A 25,307-nucleotide genomic window follows, 5' to 3' on the forward strand; every position below is an offset into this window, starting at 1 on the left:
CGCGGTGTGCCTGCATCTGCCGGATGAGCTCACTCCGCCACCCGCTTCTTGGCGGTAATGAAATACAGCAGTGGCCCAAACGAACCTACCGCCAGGCTGAACACCGCCCACGGCACAAAGGGGCGGCCGTTGGCTTGTGCATCGCGCTTCATGAACACAAGCAGCAGGCACATGGTGATCACCAGGTCGGCAAATATCTGCCAGCTGGCCGGGTCGCGTGTGTAAAACGCCAGCCACGCGAACAGCCCGCCGTAGTGCATCAGCGTGTAGCCGGTCAGGGCAGCAAACACAACGAGTACGAAGATCAACAAAGCCTTGTTCATGAGATTTCCTTGTGGGTCATGGTGTCAGCAACCATTGCAGACGGGGCCAAGTTTGCGCAGCGCCCTGCATGCGCGCAATTACGTCGCAGGTAATTGCGAAAGCGCAGCGCTGTGATTCAATGCCCGCATGGAAACCAGCACCATCCACCCGTCTAACGTCCAGCCCGACAGCCTGCAAACCACCCTGCAAACCACCCTGCAAACTGCGCGCAAGTCCAAGCGCCTGAGCCAGCTGGAACTGGCCCTGCGCATGGGCGTGAGCCAGCGGCATGTGAGCTTTGTGGAAAGCGGCCGCGCCCAGCCCAGCCGCGAGCTCCTGCTGAGTTGGCTGCACGAATTGCAAGCGCCGCTGGCCCTGCGCAACGTGGCGCTGCAACAGGCCGGCTTTGCCCCGGTTTACCGCGGCAGCGAGCTGGCCGACGCCGTGCTCGCTCCGGTGCGCGACGCGCTGGCCCGGCTGCTGCAAGCGCACGACCCCATGCCCGCCATGGTGATGGACGCCGCCTGGAACGTGCTGCACATGAACCGCGGCGCCCAGTGGCTGGCCACCACCCTCATGCCCTGGGTGGCTGAATTGCCCTCCGGCACGCCCATCAACATGATCGACGCCATGCTGCACCCCGAGGGCATGACGAAACACATCACCAACCTCGAAGAAGTGGCCCCCGCCCTGCTGGCCCACATGCGCGACGACGCCAGCGTGGTGCCCGACATCCTGCCCCGCGTCGAGCAGCTGGCGCAGCAAATGCAGCAGCGCCTGGGCAAGCGGGTGCTGGCAGCCTGGCCGCGCCAGATGGCGCCGGTGCTCACCACCCGCTTCGCCACGCGGCACGGCGAGCTGGCGTTCTTCAGCATGTTTTCCACCTTCGGCACCCCGCAAGACATCACGCTGGCATCCCTGCGGGTGGAGCATGTGTTCCCGGCGGACGAGGCCACGCGGGCAGTGTTGACCGCGCAACTAAGCCAAATGGGCAGCTAGCGCCCGTGGAATGTGCGCGGGCAGCTCCTAAACCGGTAGCAAACCCCGCGCCTCACTCGAATGTGAAAAACTCCTCCGCCTATTGGGCGGAGTGCATCATTCACCACGGGCTTCGACAAGTCCGGCGCGTGGTAGCGGGGCAGCAAACAGCCCGCAGTGCAGCAGCAGGCCTGCGGGCCCGAATAAAAAGGTAAGAGGCAGGCAGGGCAGCAGCAGCCAACGACTTCGCTGCTTTGCCTCCAGGTCATCCACCATCCAACGGCCCAACCACAGGTCAAACGCCAAGAAGTGAACCCATCCGCCGACGAGCTTACCGGGCGATGCAAAAAGCGTGGTTACACCTTCCAGGCTGCCAAAGTTGCCGCCGGGAGCACTCCCCCAATGTTGTACAAGTAAAGCCACATAGCAGGTGCACAGCAGCAAGGGCACAAACCGTCCGCTCATTTGCAGAAGTCTGTCGCGCATGACGCCAGGTTTGCATGCGACCGCGGTGGCCAGCAGCGTCCACCCTACCAGTGCCAAGGTGCTGACGAATTCAAATGCGTTGTCAGGTGCCATGTTGCACCTCTGCCTTCAACGCGCTGCTCTCAGCCCGCACAACCATTGCCTGATGCCCATGCCGAACAACCATGCCCCCGTGTTCGTTGGCAAAGGCAATGGCCTGTGCATAGGTTGAAAACCATGCGTTGGGGTAACCAAACTCCAGCCGCGTGGCGCACTGCTCAATCGCCCGGGCCGGCCGGCTGCGCAGCACGGGCAGGTAAGCGTCCCAACTGGCAAAGCCTGCTTCTACTGACAATGTGCGCAAAAAGTGCTTGCGCTGCAGCAGATGGCGCTGGCGGTACAAGGCACTGAGTGTCAGCCCTGCCAATACACCTGCTGTGTGGGCACGTCGCACGGCGGGCATGGCCACCAACAAGGTCGCGTCTTTGGACGCGCGGTGTAACGCGCGGGCCTCGCGTAACGCAAGCTCGACAGCGCTGATGGGTTTGGGTGAAGGTGAACATCCGGCCACCGCAATAGCCGTTAACGCAGTGGACGAAATATGGGGGGTAATGCTTGAATTGCGCATACCAGCTCCTTGAAAACAATGGCCGTTCTCGCAGTGGGCCAAGTGGGAGAGGTATGCAAGCGATAGTGGCTTGCGTGACAGGTGCATCGGCTTTTGCGAGCTGGGCGTCCTGCAAGCCCGAGCGGCATTGTAGCCACGCAGATACGTGCGATCAGCGGCTCTGATTCCAAGAGGCTCAGCCCATGGGCGTGCACAGCTCCACCAAAAAGCCGTTGATATCAGCCACATAAGCAATCGTCTGGCCCCAGGGCATTACCTCCAGGGGGCGCATGGGCTTGGCCCCTGCAGCTATGGCGCGCTCCAGTGCGGCGGCTACATCGGGGGTGCACAGCGCAATCTCAAAGCAGGGCGCCGTGGGGCTGGCCGCCTGCGGGTTTTTGCCCAGCTGCTGCATCAGGCTGTGGGTTGAAAACGCCAGCGCGGTGCTGCCCGTCTCCAGCTCGCCGTAGTCGCCACTCTCATGCAGAAAGCGGGTGGTCAGCCCGAAGGCCGCTTCGTAGAACTTGAGCGTGGCGGGTACGTCGGGGACGTAGAGGATGGTGTAGCCGAGTTGCATGGGGGCTCTTTCTTGGGGTTGCAAGGCTCGCAGAATACGCTGTCGAAATCCGATAAGACAGTCCAAGGCATTCCCACAACAGTGTCGTCGCGCTGCCCGTGACCGTATCAGGGCCCCATTCCATGAAAAATAGCTTTCAAAATCTATTCATGTAACTGGCTTAATATTTGATTTAAATAGGTTTTTGCAGAAATAAATCTATTCATATAATCATTCATGCCCACTGCACCAGACCTCTCCGCCAGCATCCTGCAAGCCCTGCGGCGCCAGGGTGGTGCGCTCAGCAGCGCCGAGCTGCAAAAAGCGCTGGGGGTGAGCCAGCCCACCGTCTCGCGCGCGCTGGCACCGCTCATCCAGGCGGGCGAGGTGCAAAAGGTGGGCGCCGCCCGCAAGCAGCGTTATGTGCTGCCGCGCACCGTGCGCGACGTGGGGCGCAGCGTGCCCATCATGCGCATCAACGCGCAAGGCCAACCGAGCCCGTTCGGGCGCATGGTGCCCCTGGCCAGCGGCGCGGTGTGGGTGGACGAAGAAGACGGCCTCTCCAAGCGCTTTGACGGCCTGCCCTGGTTTCTGGACGACATGCGCCCCCAGGGCTTCATGGGCCGCACCTTCGCGAGCGCCCACCCCGAGCTGCAACTGGGCAACGACCCCCGCTACTGGAGCGACGACGACGTGCTGCGCGCCCTGGCCCTGTGTGGTGACGACCTGCCCGGCAACCTGGTGGTGGGCGAGGTCGCGTTTGCGCGCTTTCACAGCCTGCCCCAGCGCGCCCGCCGCGCCGCATCGCCAGCCGACTATCCCGCCCTTGCCGATGCGGCCATGCAAGGCACCATGGGCGGCTCGTCAGCCGGGGGCGAGCAGCCCAAGTTCTGCGCCATCACAGGCGACCGCCATGTGCTGGTCAAGTTCTCCCCCGCGGGCGACGCCCCCACCGACCAACGCACCCGCGACCTGCTGGTCTGCGAACACCTGGCCCTGCACACACTGGCCAGCGCGGGCATTGCTGCCGCCGCCAGCCGCATCCACACCGGCGCGGGCCGCGTGTTTCTGGAGGTGGAGCGGTTTGATCGCATGCCCATCAGCGCCGCCAATCCGCAGGGCTTGGGGCGCATCGGCATGGTCTCGCTCATGGTGTATGACGCCGAATACGTGGGCGCCATGGACAACTGGGGCGCCACCGCCAACCGCATGCAAGAGCGCGGCCTGCTGCGACCGGCCGATGCGCGCACCCTGCGCCTGCTGGAGGCCTTTGGCGAGCTGATTGCCAACACCGACCGGCACTACGGCAACATCTCGCTCTTGCTGGACGATGACGACTGGGCCCTGGCCCCCGCCTACGACATGCTGCCCATGCTCTACGCCCCCGTGGGCGGCGAGCTGGTGCCGCGCAACTTTGCCGATCGCCCCCTGCAGCGCACCGCCGCCACTCTCCCGGAGTGGCCGCAGGCCCTGGCCCTGGCCCGCAGCTTCTGGGCAGCCGCCAGTGCCGACGCGCGCATCTCCCCCGGCTTCAGGCAGGTAGCGGCGGAAAATTTAAGCCATATCAGCCGTTAGCCCCCGTGGAATTTGCGCAAGCAGCTATCAAATCATGAGCAAACCAACGCACCACAGCTTTGAAACCCCCGAGCAGCTGGACGCCTGGCTGCGCGCCCACCACGCCAGCGAGACCGAGCTGTGGGTGCGCATCTTCAAAAAAGGTAGCGGCCAAGCCACCGTGACGTGGGACGACTGCGTCATCGCCGCCCTCACCTGGGGCTGGATCGACGGGCAGCGCAAATCCCTGGACGACACCTCATTTCTGCAGCGCATGACGCCGCGCCGCGCGCGCTCCGGCTGGTCGCAAAAGAATGTGCAGCACGCCGAGCGGCTGATTGCCGAGGGGCTGATGCAAGCCCCCGGCCTGGCGCAGGTAGAGGCCGCCCGCGCCGACGGCCGCTGGGACGCCGCCTACGCCGGCAGCGCCGACATGGTGATCCCCGAAGACTTTTTGGCAGCGCTGCAACAAGACCCCGCAGCGCTGGCTTTCTACGGCACGCTCAAGCGCCAGCAGCTGTTCACCATCTACTACCGGCTCACCAGCGCCAAGCGGGTGGAGACGCGCGAGAGGCGGATGGCGGAGTTGTTGGGGAAGTTGGGGCGGGGCGAGAGTCTGTGACCGTGGGCGGGGCCATACAGCTCAAAAAGTGAGGCGTATTTTCAACAATGCGGTTCAGTTTTGCGGTGAATAGTCCTATTATTTACCGCACGTAATGCGGTGAATAGGGCGCATAATCGCCGCATGCACCCCCACAAGTCTCAACTCCGCCGCACTTACATCTGGCAGCGCCCCGACTGGCCGCAGTGGCGGTTTGACGCGGCAGCACTGGCTGCGCCGATGGCACAGGTGCATCGGGCCCAGGGCAACCTGGCGGGGCGCATGGCCGAGCTGGGGTTGGCGCAGCGCGACCAGGCCACGCTGCAAGCCCTCACCCAAGAAGTCATCACCACCAGCGCCATCGAAGGCGAAGCGCTCAACCTGGACGCCGTGCGCTCGTCGATTGCCCGCAGGCTGGGCGTGGACATCGGTGCGCTGGCTCCCGCCGACCGGCATGTAGATGGCGTGGTCGACATGGTGCTGGACGCCACCCAGCAGCACGCCCTGCCACTCACGGCCGAGCGCCTCTTTGGCTGGCACGCGGCGTTGTTTCCCACCGGCTACAGCGGCCGCGTGCGCATCCAGGTGGGTGCGTGGCGCAACGATGCCGCAGGCCCTATGCAAGTGGTGTCTGGCCCCGTGGGCCGCGAAAAGGTGCACTTTGAGGCACCGCCCGCCACCGCACTACCCGCAGAGACCGCTGCCTTTTTGCAATGGTTCAACGCCGCTCCGGCGGGAGACGCGCTCATTCACGCGGGCCTAGCCCACCTGTGGCTCGTCACCTTGCACCCCTTTGACGACGGCAACGGCCGCATCAGCCGTGCTGTGGGCGACATGGCGCTGGCGCGCGCCGAAGGCACGGCACAACGCTTCTACAGCCTCAGTGCCCAAATACAGCGCGAGCGCAAACAGTATTACGACCAGCTGGAGGCCACTCAGCGCGGCACGCTGGATGTCACGCCCTGGCTGAGCTGGTTCTTGGCCTGCCTGCTACGTGCCGTGCAGGGCGCCGATGGCTTGCTAGGTGGCGTTTTGATTAAGACCCAGTTCTGGCAACGCTGGGCGGGCATGCCCATGAACCAGCGGCAAACGCTGGTGTTGAACAAAGTGCTGGACGGCATGGAAGGCAAGCTCACCAACGCCAAGTGGGCAGCCATTGGCAAATGCTCTGCAGATACGGCGCTGCGCGACATCAACGACCTGCTGACGCGCGGTGTGCTGCGCAGGCTGGAGGGAGGTGGACGCAGTACGGGTTATGAGTTGAATGCCAAATAGACCAATAGCCCACGTGAAATAGGCGCAAGCAGCTATCAAAACATGAGCAAACTGACGCACCACGCGTTTAAAGCCCCCACGCAGCTAGCGCGTGCCGAGCGCCCGTAAGGCAGGCCCGCCCACAAGCACCGGGGCGGTGCTGCGGTTGGAAACGGGGTGTTAACGCGCTCAGTTCCACCCTTCCAGCACCACCTTGCCGCGTGCCTTGCCCGACTCGATCAAGGTGTGCGCCTTCTTCAGGTTGGCCGCGTTGATGGTGCCCAGGTGCTCTGCCAGCGTACTGCGCAGCAGCCCGGCGTCTACCAGCGCGGCCACCTCGTTCAGCAGCCGGTGCTGGCCTGGCATGTCGTCGGTGCCATACAGGGCGCGGGTGAACATCAGCTCCCAGTGGATAGACACCGACTTGCGCTTGAACACCGTGGCGTCAAACTTCACCGGGTCGTCAATCAGCCCGAACTTTCCTTGCGGTGCAATCGCCTCTGCAATTTGCGGCAAGTGCTGGTCGGTCTGCGTCAGGCTCACGATGTAGTCCACCGTGTCAAAGCCTATGCGTTTCAGCTCCGCAGCAAGCGGCTGGCTGTGGTCAATCACGTGGTGCGCGCCCAGCTCCTTCACCCACGCCTGAGTCTCGGGCCGGGAGGCCGTGCCAATGACGGTCAGGCTGGTAAGCCGGGCTGCCAGCTGCGTCATGATGGAACCCACCCCGCCCGATGCGCCAATGATCAGCAGCGTCTTGTGGCTCGGCTGCTTGCCCGGCGCAATGCCCAGGCGGTCAAACAGCATCTCCCACGCGGTGATGGCGGTCAGCGGCAGCGCGGCGGCTTGGGCATGGCTGAGCGACTGCGGTGCATGGCCCACGATGCGCTCGTCCACCAAATGCAACTCGCTGTTGGTGCCCGGCCGTGCAATGGAGCCCGCGTACCACACGCGGTCGCCGGGCTTGAACCATGTCACATCGGGCCCCACCGCCTTGACGATGCCCGTGGCATCCCAGCCCAGCACCTTGTAGTCGGGGCCGTCGCCGCTACGCGCGCTGCTTTTGCGCACTTTGGTATCCACGGGGTTCACCGAAACGGCCAGCACCTCCACCAACAGATCGCGGCCGGTGGCCGTCGGCTCGGGCAGGGTGATGTCGAGCAGCGACTCGCGGTGCTCAATGGGATGGGCGGTTTGGTAGCCAATGGCTTTCATGGGTGTTCTTTCAAAGTGAGTAATGCTCGATCCGGAAGCGAATCTTCTGACTATTCATTCACTTGAAAAACAGGGCTCGGGTTGAAGCTTTCTTAAAATAAAATTTGAAAATCAAGCCGCAAAGTCTTATGAAAGCCCTGCAAGACCTGGACATCTTCATTCGCACTGCGGAAAGCCACAACCTCTCGGCCACCGCCCGCGCCCTGGACCTGACGCCCGCCGCCGCCAGCGCCGCGCTCAAGCGCCTGGAGCAAGAGCTGGGCAGCCAGCTGTTTGTGCGCTCCACCCGCAGCCTGCGCCTCACGCCGCAGGGCGAGCAGTTTCTGGAGCAATGCCGCCCCGCTGTGCAGGCGCTGCAGCAAGCCCGCCAGCAACTCGCCGTGGGCGAGCAAGCATTGCAAGGGGTGCTCAAGCTCTCCGCCCCGTCAGACCTGGGGCGCAATGTGCTGCTGCCCTGGCTGGACGCATTCCAGCAACTGCACCCCCGGGTGGAAATTAGGCTGCAGCTCTCCGACCGCGTGGCCAACATTTATAGCGAGCCGGTGGACGTAGCCCTGCGCTACGGCAAGCCGCCCGATTCCAACCTGGTGGCCCTGCCGCTGGCACCCTTGCACCGCCGGGTGCTGTGCGCCTCGCCCGCCTATGTGGCGCAGCACGGCGCCCCCGCCACACCGCATGCCCTTGCTGACCACGCCTGCCTGTGCTTCATGCTGGGCGAAGACGTGCACGACCGCTGGACCTTTGCCCTGGGCAACGCCCCCGAGGTCAGCGTGCGCGTCAAAGCCACCAACGTGGCCAACGACGGCGATGCCGTGCGCCGGTGGGCCCTGCTGGGTCGTGGCATTGCCTACAAGGCGCAGCTTGATGTCGCCGACGACCTTGCCCACGGCCGCCTCATCGCCCTGTGCCCGGGCTGGACCTGCGAGCCCACGCCCCTGTTCATGGTGGTACCCAGCCGCCGCCAGCTCACGCCCTTGGTGCGCAGCTTGCGCGACTTTTTGGCCCAGCGCACGGCGGAGCTGCTAGCCCGCTTCAGTCCGTAACCGGCCCCTGCAACTCCGCAAACTTGGCCGCCATCGTGGGGTTGCCGCGTGTGAGCTTTTTGATCGTCAGGTCGTCGGCCTTGTCGTTGGCCAGGCGCAGGTTGTTGGCGGACTTGTGCAGCGCTTCCTTGGTTTTCTCCAGGTCCTTGATGGCTTCGTCGATGCGTTTGATGGCTTCTTCAAAGCCCTCAGAGGCCAGGCGCCAGTTGCGGCCAAACGCGGTTTTGAACTCATCCAGCTGGGTTTCGAACTTGGTGATGTCCACGTTCTGCGAGCGCACCATTGCCAACTCGGATTTGTATTTGAGCGAGTTGAGCGCCGCATTGCGCAAGAGCGTGATCAGCGGAATAAAGAACTGCGGCCGCACCACATACATCTTGGGGTAGCGGTGCGACACATCCACAATGCCGCTGTTGTACAGCTCGCTCTCCGGCTCCAGCAGGGTCACCAGCACCGCGTATTCGCACGCCTTCTCGGTGCGGTCTTTGTCCAGTTCTTTCAGAAAGTCTTCGTTCCGCTTTTTGGTGGCGGTTTCATCGCTCTCGTTCTTCATCTCGAACATGATGGACACGATCTCGTTGCCATGCTCGTCCGCCTCGCGGAAGATGTAGTCGCCCTTGCTGCCGGTGCGGGCGTCGTTGTCCTTGTCAAAGTGCGCCCGCTGAAACGCCGCCGCACGGATGCGGTTGAACTCAATCTCGCAGTGCTGCTCCAGCGTCTCGCCCACCATCTTGGTCGATAGCCGCGCCTTCATGTCGCGCAGGCGCTCAATCTCGCCTTCGCGGTCGCGCAACTGCAAGGCGAACTGCTCTTTGATGGCTTTCTCCTCCAGCTGGTTTTTGACGGTGATGAGGTTGAGCTCGCTCTTCAAGGCATCGCGCTCTTGGGCCACCACGCCCACGGCCTGGTTGACGGCCTCTGTCACCGCCAACTGGCGCGCCACGTCGCTGGCCGCCAGCTTGGCTTGCAGGGCCTGAATTTCGGCGTCCTTTTTGGCGGCTTCGGCCTGCAGCGCATGGGCCAGCTTGGCCTCGGCCAACTGGGCGGCGGCTTGTTGCGCGTTGCGCGCCTTTTCTAGTTCGTTCTTCAGCTCGTTGGCCAGCGCATCGCGCTCTTGGCTCACTTTGCTCAAGGCCTCGGTGACCGCCAGCTTGCGCTCCACTTCGCCCGCGTCCAGCTGGGCCCTCAGTGCCTGAATCTCGGTGTCTTTGGCAGCCGCCGCCTTTTGCAGTGCGTTGGTTACCTCGGCTTTGGCTAGGGCAATGGCGCCCTGCTTCTCCCGCTCGGCCAATTCAAGGCGCTCGTGCAATGCCTGCTCAAACTCGCCATCGCGCACCTGCTTGAGGATGTCGGCATACCCCGCCTCGTCGATCTTGAAGGCTTTGCTGCAGTGGGGGCAGATGATTTCGTGCATGGGGAGGGGGCTTTACTTGTTTGTTGGACTGGTGGCTCTCGTGGAATGCGCGCGATTATCTTCATCATCTTTGCCCACTCAGATTGGCGATAGCCGCTTGAAGCACCTGCCAGCTGATCTTTGCAGTGTGGGCGTCTGGTCGAAAGTTTTGGACTGCTTGTTGACGAGGATGAATGTAATTTCGGAAGTCCCTAAGCGAGTGACTGTGTTTTTTGATATCCAGCGACAGCAAACCAACTTCGTGCGCCACATTGATCAGGTTATCAAGTGTCCATTCATGAAATTGCTTTGTGTTGCTGTTCTTGTCTTTCGGGGCTGAACTCGCTTGATTAAACTGCTGCGAATTTTTGGTGGCCGCATCTAACAATAGGCCTTCTAAAGTGCTGCCGCAAAGGAAGATTACGGCCAAAGCGGCGTCAGATTTCAGGGATTTGTGTATTTCGCTGATGCGTTGTTCGATGACTTGCTGAAACGGACCATCAATATTGAGCCGTCCCAAATTTGGCTTTGCGTATTCCATGGTGAGGAAGTCAGATTCGCTAGACACTGAAGCTGGCTTCGCGTGTGGCATTCCGACAAGGCGTTCAATGATCTCCTCGGCCCTCTTTTTATCGACAGCATCAACCTTCTCCGTTACCTCTGCGTATTGCAGTAGCGCTCCCAATACCCTCCCGACCACTGCATCAGATTCAACCTCCCAAAAGGCCCTCAGTCGCTTCATTTTTGAGGCGCCGTTAAATTTGTACTTCGGATCGTCAATGCCGATTTGGTGCTCTCGAAAGAAGGCGGAGAAAGTTGGGTCAGTGAAGTCGAGTACATAACCGCCACGATCAAACAGCCTCTCGAAGATAACTTTTTCGTGAGTCTTTAACGTGGACATATTTCAGAACTCCAAAATATCGAAGCGAGCGGGGCAAGTGGTGTTATCGCGCATGAGGCAATCGCTTCCCAAATTCACTTTCCCCACCCACCCCCATCACCAACCTCTGCGTAGCCCGCGTAGCCGCCACATAAAACACTCGCGCCGCTTCCTTCTCGTCCTCTCCCGCCGCAGGCATATGCCCCACGCCGGGTAGCGCCACCACGGGTAACTCCAAGCCCTTGCTGACCTTCATGGTCATGACCTCGATCTTGTTGCTGTTAGGGTCAAAGTTGCCAGAGCCCAGCCGGTTCTCTAAAGGAAGCTTGCGTTGCGCCAAGGTGCGGGCGCACAGGTCGCGCGTCTTGAAGTCTGCGCAAAGCGCGGCCATGTCGCCCCACGCAAAGTCTTCTTTGTGAGCTTGGGCCAGGTAGTCGGCGTGGAGCTTTTGCTCCAGCCGCTCGGCCACTCTGCGTTCGCCACTGGTCATGCGCGAAACGCACGCGCTAATTGCCGGAATCAATGTCGCCATGAACTGCCTGCCACCCTGAATGCTTTTTTGTTGGTCGCCATCATGCCCGCTTAAAAGCACAAATTCCAGTATCTGCATTTGCGAATTTCACTATTCTGGTGCGGTTCCTGCCCCGGCAGGCCTAGGGTTTAAGACCGCACCCGCCTTAAGTTGAATCCGCTACCATGCAGTAAACGCCACCAAAATACGAGCCAAAAATGCCTCTGGCGCCCATCAAACATGCGCGAGCAGCTATCAAAATCATAGTAAATATGGTTTTGCTCCTGCCGCTGTGGGTGGCCGCGCAGGCGGTGCAGGTGCAGGCGGTGGGTGCGGGCGCCCTGGACGTGAGCCCGGCGCTGGCTGTGCTGGAGGATGCCGATGGCAGCCTCACCCTGCCGGAGGTGCTGGCCGCAGACCGCGCGGGCCGCATGGTGCCGCGGCCCGGTGCGTCCCAAGGCTTGTCGCTGGGCTTTACCCGCTCGGCCTTCTGGCTGCGGCTGGAGGTGCGCAACCCCGGCTCCGCCGTGGCGCACCAGCTGCTGGAGGTGAGCAACGCGCGCATTTCCCATGTGTCTTTCTTTGTGCCTGATGACGCGGGCCGCTACACCGAGACGCGCACCGGGGGCGACCTGCCATTTGCCACCCGCGCGGTGGCGCACCGGCATCTGGTGTTCCCGCTGCAGGTGGCGCCGCAGGCTACGCAGGTGGTGTACCTGCGGGTGCAGTCCACCATCGGACTGATCGTGCCGGTGCAGCTGTGGGCGCGGCCGGACCTTGATGAGCACACCCACACCGACTACATGCTCCACGCCTGGTACTACGGCATGGCCACAGCCATGCTGGTGTTCAACCTGATGCTGTGGGTGGCACTGCGCGACCGCATTTATGGCTACTACGTGGTGTTTGTGGGCGCCACCGCGCTGATGCTGGCCTCCAAGGCCGGGCTGGCTTCCCAGTACTTTTGGCCCGGGGCGCTGGTGTGGAGCAACTTTTCGTACTACACGGCTGCGTCGGTAGGCGCGGCGGCGTTTTGCCTGTTTACCCGCCGCATGCTGGACACCGCCACCGTGTTGCCCCGTGTGCACCGCGCATTGCAGGTGCTGGCGGCGGTGCACCTGCTGGCACCGCTGGTGTATTGGTTTGCCATAACGCCGGTAGCGCGCTTCGCCACGCTGCTGTTTTTGTTGACGGTGCTGGCCGTGACTGCGGTGGGCGCGTGGTGTGCCTTTTTGCGCATGCGCAGCGGGTACTACTTTTTAGGGGCCTTTGGCATGTTGGCGGTGGGTAGCCTGGTGACCACCGCGCGCAGCTTCGGCTGGCTGCCGACCAACGCCTTCACCGTGAACGGCTTTCAGCTGGGCTCCAACCTCGAGATGCTGTTACTGGCCTTTGCGCTGGCCGACCGCTTCAACCAGATGCGCCGCGAAAAGCACTTGGCGCAGCGCGAGCTGGTGTCCGCCCAGCAGCAGCTGGTAGATACGCTGCGTGCCTCCGAGCTGGAGCTGGCCCAGCGGGTCGAAGAGCGCACCCGCCAGCTGCAAGTGGCCAACGAGCGGCTGGAGGCGCTGAGCATGGTGGACGGCTTGACCGGCATTGCCAACCGCCGCCACTTTGACCAGGTGCTGCACAAAGAGTGGACGCGGCTGGAGCGCGCCGCCCAGCCCTTGGCGCTGGTGATGCTGGATGTGGACTGGTTCAAGCGCTACAACGACCACTTCGGCCACCAGGCCGGCGACGAGTGCCTGCGCGCGGTGGCCCAGGCCATCAGCGGCGTGAGCCGCGCCAGCGACCTGGTAGCGCGCTACGGTGGCGAGGAGTTTGTGATCATCGCCCCGGGCACCGACGGCCCGCAGGCCCTGCAAATGGCCCAGCGTGCATGCGATGCGGTGCGCGCTTTGGGCATGCCGCACCCGTTGGCGTATGAATCGGTAGTCACCGTGAGCTGCGGTGTGGCAGTCACCGTGCCCGGCCCTGACGACAGTCTCGAAAACCTGCTGGGCCAAGCCGACGACGCGCTCTATGAAGCCAAGGCCCAGGGCCGCAACCGCGTGGTGCTGGCCGAGCCCTTGGGTGGGTAACTGGTATTAAAGTGGTTATACAATCAAGACCACTTTCAACCAGCCACTCCCCGCAACGTGCCTGCCGCCCCCAACAGTCCTGAAGACACCTCTCCGCTGTACCTGCAGCTGGCGCGCCAACTGGCGGCGGACATTCGCGCGGGCACCTTCCGGGTAGACCAGGCGCTGCCCTCGGAGCGGGTGCTGTGCGAGTCACTGGGTGTGTCGCGCATCACGGCGCGCAAGGCGATTGACGTGCTGGTCGAGCAGGGCCTGGTGGTGCGCAAACATGGCTCGGGCAACTTCATTGCGCCGCGCATTGAGCAGCCCACCAGCAAGCTCGCCAGTTTTTCTGAGGAGCTGCGCCAGCGCGGCTATGTGCCGGCCAGCCAGTGGATCACCCGCGAAACCGGCGTGGCCACCGTGCCCGAGCGCGAGGCGCTGGGTCTGCCGCGCGGTGCCAAGGTGGCACGCCTGCTGCGCTTGCGCCTGGCCGATGGCGTGCCCATGGCCTACGAGCACAGCGCGCTACCCCTGAGCGTGCTGCCCCGCCCGCAGGAGCTGGACGGCTCGCTGTACCTGCACCTCGCCCGCAGTGGCGCCGCGCCCGTGCGCGCGGTGCAGCACCTGCGCGCTATCAACGCCACGGCCGACATGGCCAGCCATTTGCAGGTGCCCGAAGGCGCCGCGCTCTTGTGGGTGAGCCGCGTGGCCCACAGTGCAGATGGCAGCGCCATCGAATTCACCCAAACCTGGTGCCGCAGCGACTACTACGCCTTTGTGGCCGAACTCCGGAGCACGCCATGACGGCACTTACTTCTCTGCAAGGCCACATCCTCACCCCCACCGGCTTTGTGCACGGCAGCCTGCACTTGGGCACCGACGGCCGCATTGCCGGCATCACCGGCGAGCCGGTCAGCGAGGCCCAAGTGCGCGAGGGCAGTGCGCCCATCGTGCTGCCCGGCTTCATCGACCTGCATGTGCACGGTGGCGCGGGGCACGACATCATGGAAGGCGGCGACGCGGCCTGGCATGTGGCGCGCCTGCATGCGCAGCACGGCACCACATCGCTGCTTGCCACCACCATGACCGCGCCGCAAGCCGACCTGGATGCCGCCTTTGCCGCACTCGCACCCCTATGTACCGCGCCTGCGCCAAATGCAGCCCGTGTGTTGGGTGTACACCTCGAGGGGCCGTACATCAGTGAGGCGCGCCTGGGTGCGCAGCCGCCGTTTGCGCGGCCCGCGAGTTTTGACGAAATCCACCGCCTGCATGCGCTCGCGCCCATTCGCCTGATCACGCTGGCGCCCGAGGTGGGTGGCAACGAGGCGCTGATTGCGCAGCTGGTGGCCGAGGGCTTCAAGGTGCAGCTGGGCCACACCACCGGCAGTTACGAGCAGGGCGTGGCTGCGCTGCGCTGCGGGGCTACGGGCTTTACCCATTTGTTCAACGCCATGTCGGCACTGCACCACCGCGAGCCCGGCATGGTGGGTGCGGCGCTGGCGCATGCCGAGTTTGCAGAAGTCATCCCTGACCTTCTGCATGTGCACCCCGGCGCCATTCACGCGGCGCTGCGCGCTATTCCCCGTCTGTACTGCGTGACCGACTCCACCTCAGCTGCCGGCATGCCCGATGGCGACTACAAGCTCGGCCGCCACACCGTGACCAAGTGCATGGGCGGTGTGCGCTTGGCCGATGGCACGCTGGCCGGCTCGGTGCTCAGCATGGACCAGGCGTTGCGCAACCTCGTCAACACACTGGGCCTGAGCCTGGCCGATGCCAGCAGCCGCGTGTCCACCTTCGCGGCCGACCACATGGGCCTGCAAGACCGCGGGCGTTTGCAGCCCGGCGCCTGGGCTGATGCGGTAGTGCTCGACCGCGACTTGCAGGTGCAAGCCGTGTGGGTCGAGGGCAACGAAGTGCTATTGAAATAGGAGCTGCTCGCGCATATTCCACGGGCGCCAGGCAACTCCGCAAGAAATGTATGTTCCGTGTTTCTAGACTGTCGGCTATCGCATTTACCGGAGTCTGAACATGTACATGGAGCCTTTAACCCAAGCCATTCACGTAGTCGGGATTGAGCTGCGCACCAGCAATCTGGAGGCGATGCAGACCATTCCCCCGCACTGGCAGCGCTTTGCCAGCAAGGGTGTGTTGGGCCAAATCACCGGCAGGCTGAGCGACGAGGTGTATGCCGTCTACACCCACTTTGAAAACGCCGGCAGCAACAACCAGGGCCTGTATTCGCTGGTGATCGGTGCCGCCGTACCGGCCAGCGCCTGTGTACCGCCGGGCATGGTGCGGGTGGTGGTGCCCGCATCCAAGCGCGCGGTATTTGCGGTGGAGCCCGGCCGGCAGGTCCTGGTCGGCACGAAGTGGATGGAGATCTGGGCCCGCACCGACCTGCCCAAAACCTATATTGCCGAGTTCGAGCGCTACAGTCCGGACGGCACCATCCAGATATCCATTGGCCTCTGACGGCCTGCAAGACGCCGCCTCACACCCATGAACCGCAGCCACAGTTGGACGGATTACCAGGAGCGCCTGAGCCGGGTGATTGCCTATGTGCACGAGCATCTGGCCGACGACTTGAGCTTGGAGCAATTGGCAGAGGTGGCGCACCTCTCGCCGTTCCATTGGCACCGCACCTACCACGCGCTCTATGGCGAAACCATGGCAGCCACCATCCGTCGGCTGCGGCTGCACCGGGCCTCAGGCTACTTGGCCAATACGCAGCAACCGGTGGCGCGCATTGCCCAGCTGTGTGGCTATCCGAATGCGCAGTCGTTCACCCGCGCGTTTCGCAGCGCCTATGGCGTGGCGCCCATGGACTACCGTGCCCGGGGCGGCCATGTGGTGTTTCGCGCCGGGTTGGCACAGGTTAAGGACGCTGGCTATGCGGTGGAAATCCGCCATGTGCCGGCGGTGCAGCTTGCGGGCCTGCCGCACCGGGGGGCTTACATGCGCATCGGCCAGGCTTTTGAGACCAGTTTTGCCTGCATGGCCGCGCAGGGGCTGGTGCGTGGGGATACACGCTGGCTCGCCGTGTACCACGATGACCCGGCGGCCGTGCCTGAGAAGCAGCTGCGGGCGTGGGCGGGCCTTTCCTTGCCGGCCGGTTCGAGTGCAGTGCCGCCGCTGGAGCCCCGCACCCTGGGTGGGTGCATGTGCGCCGTGCTGCGCCACCGGGGGCCTTATGCCACCATGGGCGCGGCGTACCAGTGGCTGTATGGCCACTGGCTAGTGCAGTCCGGCCGTGATGCGCTGGACCAGCCGGTGTTTGAGGAGTACCTGAACAACCCGCGCGACACGGCGCCCGCCGATTTGCTGACCGACATCTGCCTGCCTTTGCGCTGACGCCGCAGCTGGTCATGGGCGAGCTTCATAACGAATATGAAATATAAATGTTGACTTATATTTCAATATCCATATAATTCGGAGCAGGAACACGGTGAAACCCAACACACCCAGTTCCACGGAGCCGCCAAGAGAAGTCTTTTGCCGTCGGCATCCGGCCTATTCGACACCTGTCGACCGCGTTGATCTGCAGAGCAGCAGCCAACCGAATCTCTTTTTGCTCAAGCCGGCCTGATAACGTGGCCCGCACCTCTCCCTTTTCATGAATCAGAATTTCGAATCCGCTATCCCCATGGGCAACTACATGGTTTCGCCCGCAACGCAAGAAACCAGCAAAGGTCTGTACCGTGCCTCCATCGCCGTTCAGCGCAGCCAGAGCAAGGGCGCTTACTGCCGGGTCTTCAACTTCGACTGCGAGTTTGTCTCCCGCGAAGCTGCCCGCGTGTACGCCATTACCCAAGGCTGGTTAGAAACCGGCAGCGCCAATGCGCAAACCTGCTGAAGCAGGCCGGACGCACCAAGCAACCGACATCACCCCATTCCGCCGCCCGCAAAGGCTGCAAACCCGCGCACCCCAGCCACCCGGGCTGACAGCGCACTCACTGAAAGGCTCACCATGAGCAGCAAAATTTACGTGGGCAACCTGCCCTATTCCGTCACTGACGACAGCCTGCAGAGCAACTTCTCCGAATTCGGCGAAGTCACCTCCGCCAAGGTCATGATGGACCGCGACACCGGCCGTTCCAAGGGCTTTGCCTTTGTAGAAATGAGCACTCCCGCATTTGCCCAAGCCGCCATTGACGGTTTGAACGGTCAATCCGTGGATGGTCGCTCCATCGTGGTCAACCTGGCCCGTCCGCGTGAAGACCGCGGCAGCTCAGACGGCTACCGCGGCGGCCGTAGCAGCTACTAAGCGCTCATCGCCCACAAAAAAGCCGGCTCTGGTAGCCGGCTTTTTTGCGTCTGGCGACGAATTACATCTTGCCGAACTTGGCCTTGGCCGCTGCCATGCAGGTGTCCTTGGCGGTAGAGGCCAGGGCATCGCACTTCTCTTCTGCGACCTTGAGTTCAGCGGCGCGCTTGTCGGCGGCCGCGTCGGTGCGGACTTCCTTGTTGTCGGTTTTGGCGTCCGAGTTGGTTTGGCCGGTCTTCATTTGTACGGTGGCATCAGCCTTGGCAGTTGTACGCGCGGCCTTGGCCTCTTTCACACATACATCCTTGGGGTTGCCCGACAGGTCATCGCACTTTTGCTTGGCTACGTCATAGGTGGCCTCTGCCTGTTCGTTGCGCACTTTGTATTGCGTTTTGAGCGTGGGCTTGTAGGTGTTGTCCAGCTCGGCCAGGGCTACAGACTCTTTGCCTTTGGCTTCGGCAACACAGATGTCACGCGCATTGCCGGACTGGGAGTTGCAGGCCTTTTTGGCGGTGCTGTATTCGTTCTTGATGCGCGTCTTGCTCGCGTTGAATTCGGTGGGGGCCATCTGCGCCATCGCAGTGCCGGCAAACAGCAAGCAGCTCGCCATGGCGACGCGGGTCAACAAGGTGTGGGGGGTTTTCATGGGGAGTCCTTAAAGTGAAAACAGTGGCAGGCCATGCAGGCCTGAGAGTCGTCACAGTAAGGGGGAAGGGGCGGCCGGTCTGTTCGTTGGTGGACATACCGGCGCGAGGCTAGTCGGCCGGCAGTGCTGCCAGCAGCACCGTCACCACCAGTCCGCCCTCGGCATGGTTGTGCAGCCTGATCTCACCACCGTGGGCCTGGATGATGTTGCGCGCAATGCCCAGGCCCAAACCGGTACCGGTGCGGTTTTGTTGCTGGCCGTGGCTCAGTCGCACATGCGGCTCAAACGCGGCTGACATGCTGGCCTGCGCGATGCCGGGCCCGAAGTCGCGCACCTCCACCAGCGCGCGGCTGCCCTGCAGGCTCAGGCGCACTTGCACCCGCTCGCCATAGAGCACTGCGTTGTCCAGCAAGTTGCTCAGGGCGCGCTCCAGCGCCAGCGGTTTACCCAGCACGCTCACCGGCTCTGCCGTGCATTCGATGGTGGCGTCGGGGTGAATGGGGCGCTGCGCCAGGCGGGCGAGCAGGGTGTCCAGCCGCACGGGGGTGAGGTTCTCGTGGATGTCGGTGTCTTTCACGCTTTGCAGCGCGGCTTTGACCATGACATCGAGGTCATCCAGGTCTTCGTGGAACTCGGCGCGCAGGGTGTCGTCGTCCAGCAGCTCGGTACGCAACTTGAGCCGCATGATGGGCGTTTTGAGCCCGTGCGAGATGCCCAGAAACAGCCGTTCCCGGTCCACCAGGTAGCCCTGAATGCGGGCCTGCATTTCATTGAAGGCGCGTGCGGTACGGCGCAGCTCGGCGGTGCCGGTTTCTGGCACGCTCTCAGGCGCGGTGTCGCTACCAAAGGCATTGGCGGCCGAGGCAATCTTGTTCAGCGGGCGTATGAGCCCGCGCACCAGCAGCACGCTGATGACCAGTGCGGTCAGCAGCGTCACCAGTTGCAAGGCCACGCGGTCCCAGGTGAGGGGGTTGGCGTTCTCCAGAAAGTACGGGTCGGGCATGGTGGTGGCCAGGTACAACCAACGCCCGGGCTCGAACTCGGCCTGGATGACCAGCACCGGTGCGGGGCGCGGGCGCAGCAGCAGGGTGGCTTCCACCCAAGAGTCCGGCAGGTCGCGCACCATGCGCCCGTCGTCAGATACCTGCAGCGTCTCGGGCCAGGCAAAGGCCACGCTGGGGGCTTGGGTGTTGCCCGCCAGGTTGCGGGTGAGATCGCCCTGCATGGCTTCCACCACGGCGTCTACCAGGCCGTTGCCTTCCACCGGCTGCACCGGCACACGCGCCTTGTTCACGTTGATGAAAAAGCGGGTGCCGCCCATGGTGCGCAGCTGTTCAATCAGGATGGGGCGGAACTGCGGCGGCAGGTCGCGGAAGAAACGGATGGAGCCGGCTGCATTCAGCGCAATCGCGTGGCCGGCACTCAGGGCCTCGGCCCGCGCGCTCTCGCGCAGCTGCCGCGCCCACAGCAGTGTGCCCACCAGCTGCGCGCTGATGACGCCCAGCGCCATGACCACCACGATGCGGCCCAGCAGGCTGTCGGGCAGGTAGCGCCGCGTCCAGCGGCGGCGCTCAGGGTTCGGCATGGGCGCTCACGTCCGCCGAGAACACATAGCCGCTACCGCGTACGGTTTTAATCAACACCGGCTGCTTGCCATCGTCATGCAGGCGTTGGCGCAGGCGGCTCACCTGCACATCGAGTGAGCGGTCCAATGGCCCGAGGTCGCGGCCGCGGGTTTGCTCCATCAGGCGGGCGCGGTCCAGAGTCTCGCCCGCATGTTCGGCAAAAAAGCGCAGCAGGTTGAAGTCCATGCTGGTGAGCACCACCGGCTGGCCTTGCGGGTCGGTAAGCACGCGCTCCACCACGTCCATGCTGAAACCGGCGAACTTCAAAAACCGCACCGGCGCACCGGGTGCACCCAGTTGCATGCGGCGGTGGATGGCCTTGATGCGGGCCAGCAGCTCGCGCGGGTTGTAGGGTTTGGCGATGTAGTCGTCCGCCCCCAGCTCCAGCCCGACGATACGGTCCGTGTCGTCCGCGCTGGCAGTCAACATGATGATGGGCACCGGCGACTGGCTGCGCACGCTGCGGCACAGCGTGAATCCATCGGTGTCGGGCAGCATCACATCCAGGATGACCAGGCTCAGTTCGTCCTTGAAGCGCTCGAACTCTGCGTTGAAGCTGGCGCCGTCGTGGGCCACGCGCACTTCGTACTGGTGCTTCTCCAGGTACGTCTTGAGCAGGTTGCGGGTTTTTTGGTCGTCGTCAACGACAAGCAGGGTGCGGGTCATGGGCTGGTCGTGCGGGTTAGCGTTCAGCGCTGGGTGCGCGGATCACGGAGGCTAGGCGGCGCTGGGCTTCCTGGGTTTCCATGCGGGGGTCGGTCAGGTAGCGCCAAAGGGTCTGGGCCACGGCGTCCTTGATGGCTTCGTCGGCCGCCATGCGGTGGGCCAGGCTGGGCACGCGCGCATTGCGCGGGCTGGCAAAGGTTTCCCAGGAGTCGCGGGCGCAGCCGTCGAGTGCCGCGGGGTCCATGTCGCGGCGCACCGGCACCGCGCCTTTGAAGCGGTTGTAGGCCAGCTGCGCAGGAATGCCGGTGACCACCTCGGCCATCTTTTCCTGGGCGGCTTCGCGCGGACGGGCGCTGACCAGCATGGCCAGCGTGTCGATGCTGTAGAGGTGCATGTTCTCGGTGCCGGGCACCACGGCACAGCCGAAGTCGCGCACCGGGCTGGCGCCCCAGGCCATGAGCTCGCCCTTGGCCCAGTCGCCCATGATCATCATGCCGGCGTTGTCAGCCATGAGCTCGCGAGTGCTCTCGGTCCAGGGGCGTTCCACAGGGGCGTCGGTGGCCAGGGCGCGTAGCCAGCGCACGCGTTGCAGGGCGCGCTCCACGCGGGCGTCCATCCATGCGCTGCTCTTGCGCTGCACGATGAGCTCGCGGTAGAGCGCAGGGCCTGCGTCGCCGAGCAGCATCGTCTCGAACACCGTGGCAATCTGCCACGGCTCGTCGCTCCAGGCCAGTGGCCGTATGCCTTTGGCCTGCAGCTTGCGGGCCGTCATTTCAAACTCGGCCCAGGTGCGGGGTGGTGTCAGGCCCAGCCTGCCGAACACCTTGCGGTTGTAGAGCAAGGTGTTGATGCGGTGTACGCCCAGCGGTGCGGCAATCACATCGCCCTTGTAGGTGACGAGTTCAAGCACGGTAGGGAACAAAACCTGCGACCAGCGCTGGCGCTGCGCCACCGCATTGAGCGGCATGACCAGCCCGATGTCGGCCCAGTCGGTGAGGGTGGTGCCAATCAGCTGCGCTACATCCGGCGGGTCGCCCATGAGCACCCGGCTCTTGAGCACTTTGACTGCGGCCATACCGCCGCCACCGGGGATGGCAGCGTCTTTCCACTGCACGCCGGCCTGCGCCAGTTGCAGGGCGAGCTGGTCAGCGGCTTTGCGTTCGCTGGCCGAGGTCCACCAGTGCAGCACGTCCATGGGCACGCCCATCTGTTGGGCCTGCGCGCTGTGCAGACATACACAACACAGCAGCAGGGCAGCGAGGCGGGCGAAACCTTTCATTTCCTGTCGATTTGTAATGTTGTGTATGACTGCCCGTCCGCACCCCCTCCAGCGGCCTCTGCAGAGGCCGCGCGGCAGGTAATAAAGCGTAATGCGCAAGTGCGGTACATGGCGAAAAAACTGAATGAAATCAACGACTTATGTTTGTAATCGGGACCGCCTGATGCGGTTTGATATTACTGGGGTCAAAGCATAACCTCCGCCCCACTGAACGGCTACCGCGATGCACGGAGCTGGCAGTTTCATTCAACCGATGATCAGGAGATTCCATGTCCCATTCCCTTCGCATGGCCGCCGCTGCGGCAGCGCTGGTTTGCAGTAGCTTTGCAGGTGCCGGTACGCTCACCATTGAGAGCTGGCGTGTTGACGACAAAGGTTTGTGGGAAGACGTGCTGCTGCCCGCCTTCTACAAAGCCCACCCCGGCATTACCGTCAAGTTCGCGCCCACTGCACCCCCTGAGTACAACTCTGCACTGAACGCCCGCCTGACCGCCGGCACCGCTGGTGACCTGGTGACCTGCCGCCCGTTTGACGTGTCCTTGGACTTGTACAAAAAGGGCCATCTGGACAAACTCAATGGCAACCCCGCCCTGAAGAACTTCCCCGAGTCCGCCCAGGTGGCGTGGCAGACCGATGACGGACGGGACACCTACTGCGTGCCCATGGCGTCTGTGATCCACGGTTTCTTCTACAACAAGAAGGTGTTTGCCGAGCTGGGCCTGAACCCGCCCGTGACCGAAGCAGACTTCTTCAATGTGCTGGACAAGGTCAAGGCCGCCGGCAAGGTCGCTCCGATTGCCATGGGCACCGCCGACCAGTGGGAAACCCACCAGATCGTGTACACCGGCATCGGCCCGAACTACTGGAAGGGTGAAGAAGGTCGCAAGGCACTGATCGCCGGCAAGAAGAAATTCACCGATCCCGAATTCGTGAAAACCTGGGACGTGATGGGCAAATGGGCCAACTACCTGCCCAAGGGCTACCAGGCCCAGACCTATGGCGACTCGCAAAACCTGTTCGGCAGCGGCCGTGCGGCCATCTACCCCGCGGGCTCATGGGACATCTCTTACTTTGAAGGCAACAGCAAAGTGGAATTCGGCGCCTTCAAGCCGCCCGTGGCCAAGGCCGGTGACCCTTGCTACATCTCGGACCACACCGACATCGCCATGGGTGTGAACAGCAAGAGCAAAAACAAGTCAGACGCCCAGGTGTTCCTGAACTGGCTGGCGAGCAAAGAGTTTGCCGACCTGTACACCAACAAGGTGACCGGCTTCTTCTCGCTCTCCAACCACGCGATTGATGTGAAGAACCCTGTGGCCAAAGAAATGATCGGCTGGCGCAACCAGTGCAAGAGCACCATCCGCCTGAACGCCCAGATCATGAGCCGCGGCACCCCGAGCATGGAAAACGAGTTCTGGAACGTGAACTCCCAGGTCATGAACGGAAAGATGGCGCCCAAGGACGCTGCTGCGCAAATCCAGAACGGCTTTGCCAAGTGGTACGCACCTGCCAAGTAAACCGCAGCGTGTGAGTCAGGAGTGCGAGCCGGTGGCTTGCACTCCTTGCGGCGCCCCTCCAGTCGCCTCCCTTAGTTCTCCTTTGTCTCTTTGACCAACAAGGTCTCTCATGAAACTCGGCTTTTCCTGGCGGGTGCTGGTGTTTATCGCCCCGGCATTGCTGATCTACGCCACCTTCAGTGCCCTGCCGCTACTGGACACCCTGCGCTTGGGGCTCTACAGCGCGGACGACACCGGCCTGCGCACCTTCACCGGTCTGGCGAACTACAACACCATCCTGAATGACCCGCAGTGGTCCGCCAGCTTCTGGAATGCGATGGGCAACAACCTGAAGTTCTTTGCCATCCACATGCTGGTGCAAAACCCGGTGGGCTTGCTGCTGGCAGCGCTGCTGTCCCTGCGCAATGTGCGCTTTGCAGCCACCTACCGCACCATCTTTTTCCTGCCCACGCTGTTGTCGGTGGTGATCATCGGCTTTGTGTGGCAACTCATCCTCTCGCCGCTGTGGGGCGTGTCTGAGCGGCTCTTGACCCTGGTGGGCCTGGGCGACTGGTTCGCGCCCTGGCTGGGGCTGGAGAGCTCGGCGCTGATCACCGTGTCGCTGATGTCGGTGTGGCAATACATCGGCGTGCCCATGATGCTGATCTACGCCGCGCTGATTGCGATTCCGGAGGACATCATCGAGGCCGCGGTCGTCGAGGGCGCATCGCCCTGGCGCATTTTCTGGCAGATCCGCCTGCCGCTCATCCTGCCCACGCTGGGGCTGGTGACCATCCTGACCTTCGTGGCCAACTTCAATGCGTTTGACCTGATCTACACGGTCAAGGGCGCGGTGGCGGGCCCCAACTACAGCACCGACATTCTGGGCACGCTGTTCTACCGCACCTTCTTCGGCTACCAGTCGCAAGTGGCCAGCCCGACCATGGGTGCTGCCGTGGCCACCATCATGTTCCTGGTGATTCTGGTGGGCGTGGCGGTGTACTTCCTCGCGGTGCAGCGCAAGCTGCAACGCTTTGCAATGTGAGGCCGCACATGGCAAACGCATCCCATTCCAAATCTCTGCCCTTCGCGCCCAGCCGGGTGTTTGTGCATCTGACCCTCATCAGCTATTTGCTGCTGGCGCTGCTGCCCATCCTGTTGGTGTTCATGAACTCGTTCAAGAGCCGGGACGCCATCTTCAACGACCCGCTGGCCTGGCCCACGCCCGAGACGTTTTCGCTCATCGGTTACACCAAGGTGCTGGGCCGCTCCGACGTGCTCATGTATTTCGGCAACAGCTTCATCGTCACGATTGCGTCGCTGTTTTTCATCCTGTTGTTCGGGGCCATGGCGGCCTGGGGCTTGTCGGAATACCGCTTCAAGGGCAACCGCTGGCTGAAGTTCTTTTTTGCCTTCGGCATCATGGTGCCTATCCGCCTGGGTACGGTGTCCATCCTCCAGCTGATGGTGGATCTGAATCTGGTGAACACCCTCACCGCACTGGTGCTGGTGTACGTGGCGCAGGGCTTGCCGCTGGCCATCATGATCCTGTCGGAGTTCATGGGGCAGGTGCCCGGTGAGCTCAAAGACGCCGCGCGCTGCGACGGCATCGATGAGTTCCGCATCTTCTTCCAGGTGGTGGTGCCGCTGATCCGTCCGGCCATTGCCACCGTGGCGGTGTTCACCATGGTGCCGATCTGGAACGACCTGTGGTTCCCGCTCATTCTTGCGCCGTCTGACAAGACGCAGACCATCACCCTGGGTATCCAGCAGTTCGTGGGGCAGTACGCCACCGACTGGAACGCCGTGTTGGCTTCGCTCACGCTGGCCATCGTGCCGGTGGTCACCCTCTACGCCCTCTTCTCCCGTCAACTGATCCGCGGCATCACCGCGGGCGCCGTCAAGTAA

General features: G+C 63.1%; 27 protein-coding genes. 15 read left to right on the forward strand and 12 right to left on the reverse strand.

The genetic code is table 11. The features are described from left to right. Positions 1 to 29: 29 nt before the first annotated feature. Positions 30 to 323, reverse strand: coding sequence for a DUF2834 domain-containing protein (locus RAN89_RS03535; RefSeq protein ID WP_313868280.1), 294 nt, complete (start codon positions 321 to 323; stop codon positions 30 to 32). Between the two features lie 127 nt (positions 324 to 450). Between RAN89_RS03535 and RAN89_RS03540 the strand changes: the two genes are divergently transcribed. Next, positions 451 to 1,302: a helix-turn-helix transcriptional regulator gene (locus tag RAN89_RS03540; RefSeq protein WP_313868281.1), complete on the forward strand. Its 852-nt coding sequence runs from the start codon at positions 451 to 453 to the stop codon at positions 1,300 to 1,302. Between the two features lie 96 nt (positions 1,303 to 1,398). Here RAN89_RS03540 and RAN89_RS03545 read toward each other — a convergent pair whose 3' ends face one another. The 3 genes from RAN89_RS03545 to RAN89_RS03555 all read right to left on the reverse strand — a co-directional run bounded on the left by RAN89_RS03545 (position 1,399) and on the right by RAN89_RS03555 (position 2,930). Continuing rightward, the gene (locus RAN89_RS03545) at positions 1,399 to 1,860 is read right to left on the reverse strand and encodes an ABA4-like family protein (RefSeq protein WP_313868282.1); all 462 of its coding nucleotides are present in this window, start codon (positions 1,858 to 1,860) and stop codon (positions 1,399 to 1,401) included. Continuing rightward, a complete protein-coding gene (locus tag RAN89_RS03550; RefSeq protein ID WP_313868283.1) occupies positions 1,850 to 2,374 on the reverse strand; it encodes a hypothetical protein in 525 nt (174 codons plus the stop codon). Before RAN89_RS03550 ends, RAN89_RS03545 begins: the two co-directional genes overlap by 11 nt. A 175-nt stretch (positions 2,375 to 2,549) precedes the next feature. After that, on the reverse strand, positions 2,550 to 2,930 hold the full coding sequence (locus RAN89_RS03555) for a VOC family protein (RefSeq protein WP_313868284.1): 381 nt from the start codon (positions 2,928 to 2,930) through the stop codon (positions 2,550 to 2,552). Positions 2,931 to 3,146: 216 nt separating this feature from the next. Here RAN89_RS03555 and yjjJ point away from each other — a divergent pair, with 216 nt between their 5' ends. The 3 genes from yjjJ to RAN89_RS03570 all read left to right on the forward strand — a co-directional run bounded on the left by yjjJ (position 3,147) and on the right by RAN89_RS03570 (position 6,339). After that, positions 3,147 to 4,484 (forward strand): type II toxin-antitoxin system HipA family toxin YjjJ, encoded by a 1,338-nt coding sequence (gene yjjJ / locus RAN89_RS03560; protein WP_313868285.1) that lies wholly within the window; start codon positions 3,147 to 3,149, stop codon positions 4,482 to 4,484. A gap of 34 nt (positions 4,485 to 4,518) precedes the next feature. Further along, on the forward strand, positions 4,519 to 5,085 hold the full coding sequence (locus RAN89_RS03565) for a YdeI/OmpD-associated family protein (protein WP_313868286.1): 567 nt from the start codon (positions 4,519 to 4,521) through the stop codon (positions 5,083 to 5,085). Between the two features lie 123 nt (positions 5,086 to 5,208). Beyond that, entirely contained in the window at positions 5,209 to 6,339 is a 1,131-nt protein-coding gene (locus RAN89_RS03570; RefSeq protein WP_313868287.1) for a Fic family protein, read from the forward strand. Positions 6,340 to 6,507: 168 nt separating this feature from the next. On the opposite strand, the gene RAN89_RS03575 is transcribed toward RAN89_RS03570, so the two are convergent. Then, the gene (locus tag RAN89_RS03575; protein ID WP_313868288.1) at positions 6,508 to 7,530 is read right to left on the reverse strand and encodes a zinc-binding alcohol dehydrogenase family protein; all 1,023 of its coding nucleotides are present in this window, start codon (positions 7,528 to 7,530) and stop codon (positions 6,508 to 6,510) included. Positions 7,531 to 7,658: 128 nt separating this feature from the next. Between RAN89_RS03575 and RAN89_RS03580 the strand changes: the two genes are divergently transcribed. Beyond that, a complete protein-coding gene (locus RAN89_RS03580) occupies positions 7,659 to 8,573 on the forward strand; it encodes a LysR family transcriptional regulator (protein WP_313868289.1) in 915 nt (304 codons plus the stop codon). Here RAN89_RS03580 and RAN89_RS03585 read toward each other — a convergent pair. The 3 genes from RAN89_RS03585 to RAN89_RS03595 form a co-directional block, all read right to left on the reverse strand. Next, positions 8,563 to 9,987, reverse strand: a complete 1,425-nt coding sequence (locus RAN89_RS03585; protein ID WP_313868290.1) for a DUF2130 domain-containing protein — start codon at positions 9,985 to 9,987, stop codon at positions 8,563 to 8,565. The genes RAN89_RS03580 and RAN89_RS03585 overlap by 11 nt on opposite strands. Positions 9,988 to 10,051: 64 nt before the next feature. After that, a complete protein-coding gene (locus tag RAN89_RS03590) occupies positions 10,052 to 10,867 on the reverse strand; it encodes a hypothetical protein (protein ID WP_313868291.1) in 816 nt (271 codons plus the stop codon). Positions 10,868 to 10,910: 43 nt separating this feature from the next. Then, complete coding sequence (locus tag RAN89_RS03595; protein ID WP_313868292.1) at positions 10,911 to 11,456, reverse strand: 3'-5' exonuclease; 546 nt, start codon at positions 11,454 to 11,456, stop codon at positions 10,911 to 10,913. Positions 11,457 to 11,629: 173 nt separating this feature from the next. On the opposite strand from RAN89_RS03595, the gene RAN89_RS03600 reads away from it, so the two are divergent. The 7 genes from RAN89_RS03600 to rbp all read left to right on the forward strand — a co-directional run bounded on the left by RAN89_RS03600 (position 11,630) and on the right by rbp (position 17,687). Further along, positions 11,630 to 13,438, forward strand: a complete 1,809-nt coding sequence (locus RAN89_RS03600; protein WP_313868293.1) for a sensor domain-containing diguanylate cyclase — start codon at positions 11,630 to 11,632, stop codon at positions 13,436 to 13,438. A gap of 57 nt (positions 13,439 to 13,495) precedes the next feature. After that, complete coding sequence (locus RAN89_RS03605; protein ID WP_313868294.1) at positions 13,496 to 14,224, forward strand: GntR family transcriptional regulator; 729 nt, start codon at positions 13,496 to 13,498, stop codon at positions 14,222 to 14,224. Continuing rightward, on the forward strand, positions 14,221 to 15,351 hold the full coding sequence (nagA, locus tag RAN89_RS03610; RefSeq protein ID WP_313868295.1) for an N-acetylglucosamine-6-phosphate deacetylase: 1,131 nt from the start codon (positions 14,221 to 14,223) through the stop codon (positions 15,349 to 15,351). Before RAN89_RS03605 ends, nagA begins: the two co-directional genes overlap by 4 nt. A gap of 100 nt (positions 15,352 to 15,451) precedes the next feature. After that, positions 15,452 to 15,895 carry a GyrI-like domain-containing protein gene (locus RAN89_RS03615; protein WP_313868296.1) on the forward strand — a complete coding sequence of 148 codons (444 nt, stop codon included), beginning with the start codon at positions 15,452 to 15,454 and terminating at the stop codon, positions 15,893 to 15,895. 27 nt (positions 15,896 to 15,922) lie between these two features. Further along, the gene (locus tag RAN89_RS03620) at positions 15,923 to 16,774 is read left to right on the forward strand and encodes an AraC family transcriptional regulator (protein ID WP_313868297.1); all 852 of its coding nucleotides are present in this window, start codon (positions 15,923 to 15,925) and stop codon (positions 16,772 to 16,774) included. Between the two features lie 262 nt (positions 16,775 to 17,036). Then, positions 17,037 to 17,276 (forward strand): hypothetical protein, encoded by a 240-nt coding sequence (locus RAN89_RS03625; RefSeq protein WP_313868298.1) that lies wholly within the window; start codon positions 17,037 to 17,039, stop codon positions 17,274 to 17,276. 114 nt (positions 17,277 to 17,390) lie between these two features. Continuing rightward, complete coding sequence (gene rbp, locus RAN89_RS03630; protein ID WP_087495889.1) at positions 17,391 to 17,687, forward strand: RNA-binding regulator; 297 nt, start codon at positions 17,391 to 17,393, stop codon at positions 17,685 to 17,687. A 61-nt stretch (positions 17,688 to 17,748) separates the two neighbouring features. Here rbp and RAN89_RS03635 read toward each other — a convergent pair whose 3' ends face one another. From RAN89_RS03635 to RAN89_RS03650, 4 genes are all read right to left on the reverse strand, one after another. Next, entirely contained in the window at positions 17,749 to 18,333 is a 585-nt protein-coding gene (locus RAN89_RS03635) for a hypothetical protein (protein WP_313868299.1), read from the reverse strand. A gap of 109 nt (positions 18,334 to 18,442) precedes the next feature. Next, positions 18,443 to 19,918 carry an ATP-binding protein gene (locus RAN89_RS03640; RefSeq protein ID WP_087495891.1) on the reverse strand — a complete coding sequence of 492 codons (1,476 nt, stop codon included), beginning with the start codon at positions 19,916 to 19,918 and terminating at the stop codon, positions 18,443 to 18,445. Further along, positions 19,905 to 20,624 carry a response regulator gene (locus RAN89_RS03645; RefSeq protein ID WP_087495892.1) on the reverse strand — a complete coding sequence of 240 codons (720 nt, stop codon included), beginning with the start codon at positions 20,622 to 20,624 and terminating at the stop codon, positions 19,905 to 19,907. The genes RAN89_RS03640 and RAN89_RS03645 overlap by 14 nt, the downstream gene beginning before the upstream one ends. Before the next feature lie 16 nt (positions 20,625 to 20,640). Then, on the reverse strand, positions 20,641 to 21,903 hold the full coding sequence (locus RAN89_RS03650) for an ABC transporter substrate-binding protein (RefSeq protein ID WP_313868300.1): 1,263 nt from the start codon (positions 21,901 to 21,903) through the stop codon (positions 20,641 to 20,643). A gap of 269 nt (positions 21,904 to 22,172) precedes the next feature. Between RAN89_RS03650 and RAN89_RS03655 the strand changes: the two genes are divergently transcribed. The 3 genes from RAN89_RS03655 to RAN89_RS03665 all read left to right on the forward strand — a co-directional run bounded on the left by RAN89_RS03655 (position 22,173) and on the right by RAN89_RS03665 (position 25,307). Next, positions 22,173 to 23,420, forward strand: a complete 1,248-nt coding sequence (locus RAN89_RS03655; RefSeq protein ID WP_313868301.1) for an ABC transporter substrate-binding protein — start codon at positions 22,173 to 22,175, stop codon at positions 23,418 to 23,420. A 109-nt stretch (positions 23,421 to 23,529) separates the two neighbouring features. After that, positions 23,530 to 24,444: a carbohydrate ABC transporter permease gene (locus tag RAN89_RS03660; protein WP_313868302.1), complete on the forward strand. Its 915-nt coding sequence runs from the start codon at positions 23,530 to 23,532 to the stop codon at positions 24,442 to 24,444. An 8-nt stretch (positions 24,445 to 24,452) separates the two neighbouring features. Next, entirely contained in the window at positions 24,453 to 25,307 is an 855-nt protein-coding gene (locus tag RAN89_RS03665; protein ID WP_313868303.1) for a carbohydrate ABC transporter permease, read from the forward strand.

Source organism: Rhodoferax mekongensis (assembly GCF_032191775.1).
GTDB lineage: Bacteria > Pseudomonadota > Gammaproteobacteria > Burkholderiales > Burkholderiaceae_C > Allorhodoferax > Allorhodoferax mekongensis.

Coding starts and splice junctions, on each gene's coding strand:
- RAN89_RS03535 (WP_313868280.1), bottom strand. CDS start 323: ATGAACAAGGCTTTGTTGATCTTCGTACTCGTTGTGTTTGCTGCCCTG.
- RAN89_RS03540 (WP_313868281.1), top strand. CDS start 451: ATGGAAACCAGCACCATCCACCCGTCTAACGTCCAGCCCGACAGCCTG.
- RAN89_RS03545 (WP_313868282.1), bottom strand. CDS start 1,860: ATGGCACCTGACAACGCATTTGAATTCGTCAGCACCTTGGCACTGGTA.
- RAN89_RS03550 (WP_313868283.1), bottom strand. CDS start 2,374: ATGCGCAATTCAAGCATTACCCCCCATATTTCGTCCACTGCGTTAACG.
- RAN89_RS03555 (WP_313868284.1), bottom strand. CDS start 2,930: ATGCAACTCGGCTACACCATCCTCTACGTCCCCGACGTACCCGCCACG.
- yjjJ (WP_313868285.1), top strand. CDS start 3,147: ATGCCCACTGCACCAGACCTCTCCGCCAGCATCCTGCAAGCCCTGCGG.
- RAN89_RS03565 (WP_313868286.1), top strand. CDS start 4,519: ATGAGCAAACCAACGCACCACAGCTTTGAAACCCCCGAGCAGCTGGAC.
- RAN89_RS03570 (WP_313868287.1), top strand. CDS start 5,209: ATGCACCCCCACAAGTCTCAACTCCGCCGCACTTACATCTGGCAGCGC.
- RAN89_RS03575 (WP_313868288.1), bottom strand. CDS start 7,530: ATGAAAGCCATTGGCTACCAAACCGCCCATCCCATTGAGCACCGCGAG.
- RAN89_RS03580 (WP_313868289.1), top strand. CDS start 7,659: ATGAAAGCCCTGCAAGACCTGGACATCTTCATTCGCACTGCGGAAAGC.
- RAN89_RS03585 (WP_313868290.1), bottom strand. CDS start 9,987: ATGCACGAAATCATCTGCCCCCACTGCAGCAAAGCCTTCAAGATCGAC.
- RAN89_RS03590 (WP_313868291.1), bottom strand. CDS start 10,867: ATGTCCACGTTAAAGACTCACGAAAAAGTTATCTTCGAGAGGCTGTTT.
- RAN89_RS03595 (WP_313868292.1), bottom strand. CDS start 11,456: ATGCAGATACTGGAATTTGTGCTTTTAAGCGGGCATGATGGCGACCAA.
- RAN89_RS03600 (WP_313868293.1), top strand. CDS start 11,630: ATGGTTTTGCTCCTGCCGCTGTGGGTGGCCGCGCAGGCGGTGCAGGTG.
- nagA (WP_313868295.1), top strand. CDS start 14,221: ATGACGGCACTTACTTCTCTGCAAGGCCACATCCTCACCCCCACCGGC.
- RAN89_RS03615 (WP_313868296.1), top strand. CDS start 15,452: ATGTACATGGAGCCTTTAACCCAAGCCATTCACGTAGTCGGGATTGAG.
- RAN89_RS03620 (WP_313868297.1), top strand. CDS start 15,923: ATGAACCGCAGCCACAGTTGGACGGATTACCAGGAGCGCCTGAGCCGG.
- RAN89_RS03625 (WP_313868298.1), top strand. CDS start 17,037: ATGAATCAGAATTTCGAATCCGCTATCCCCATGGGCAACTACATGGTT.
- rbp (WP_087495889.1), top strand. CDS start 17,391: ATGAGCAGCAAAATTTACGTGGGCAACCTGCCCTATTCCGTCACTGAC.
- RAN89_RS03635 (WP_313868299.1), bottom strand. CDS start 18,333: ATGAAAACCCCCCACACCTTGTTGACCCGCGTCGCCATGGCGAGCTGC.
- RAN89_RS03640 (WP_087495891.1), bottom strand. CDS start 19,918: ATGCCGAACCCTGAGCGCCGCCGCTGGACGCGGCGCTACCTGCCCGAC.
- RAN89_RS03645 (WP_087495892.1), bottom strand. CDS start 20,624: ATGACCCGCACCCTGCTTGTCGTTGACGACGACCAAAAAACCCGCAAC.
- RAN89_RS03650 (WP_313868300.1), bottom strand. CDS start 21,903: ATGAAAGGTTTCGCCCGCCTCGCTGCCCTGCTGCTGTGTTGTGTATGT.
- RAN89_RS03655 (WP_313868301.1), top strand. CDS start 22,173: ATGTCCCATTCCCTTCGCATGGCCGCCGCTGCGGCAGCGCTGGTTTGC.
- RAN89_RS03660 (WP_313868302.1), top strand. CDS start 23,530: ATGAAACTCGGCTTTTCCTGGCGGGTGCTGGTGTTTATCGCCCCGGCA.
- RAN89_RS03665 (WP_313868303.1), top strand. CDS start 24,453: ATGGCAAACGCATCCCATTCCAAATCTCTGCCCTTCGCGCCCAGCCGG.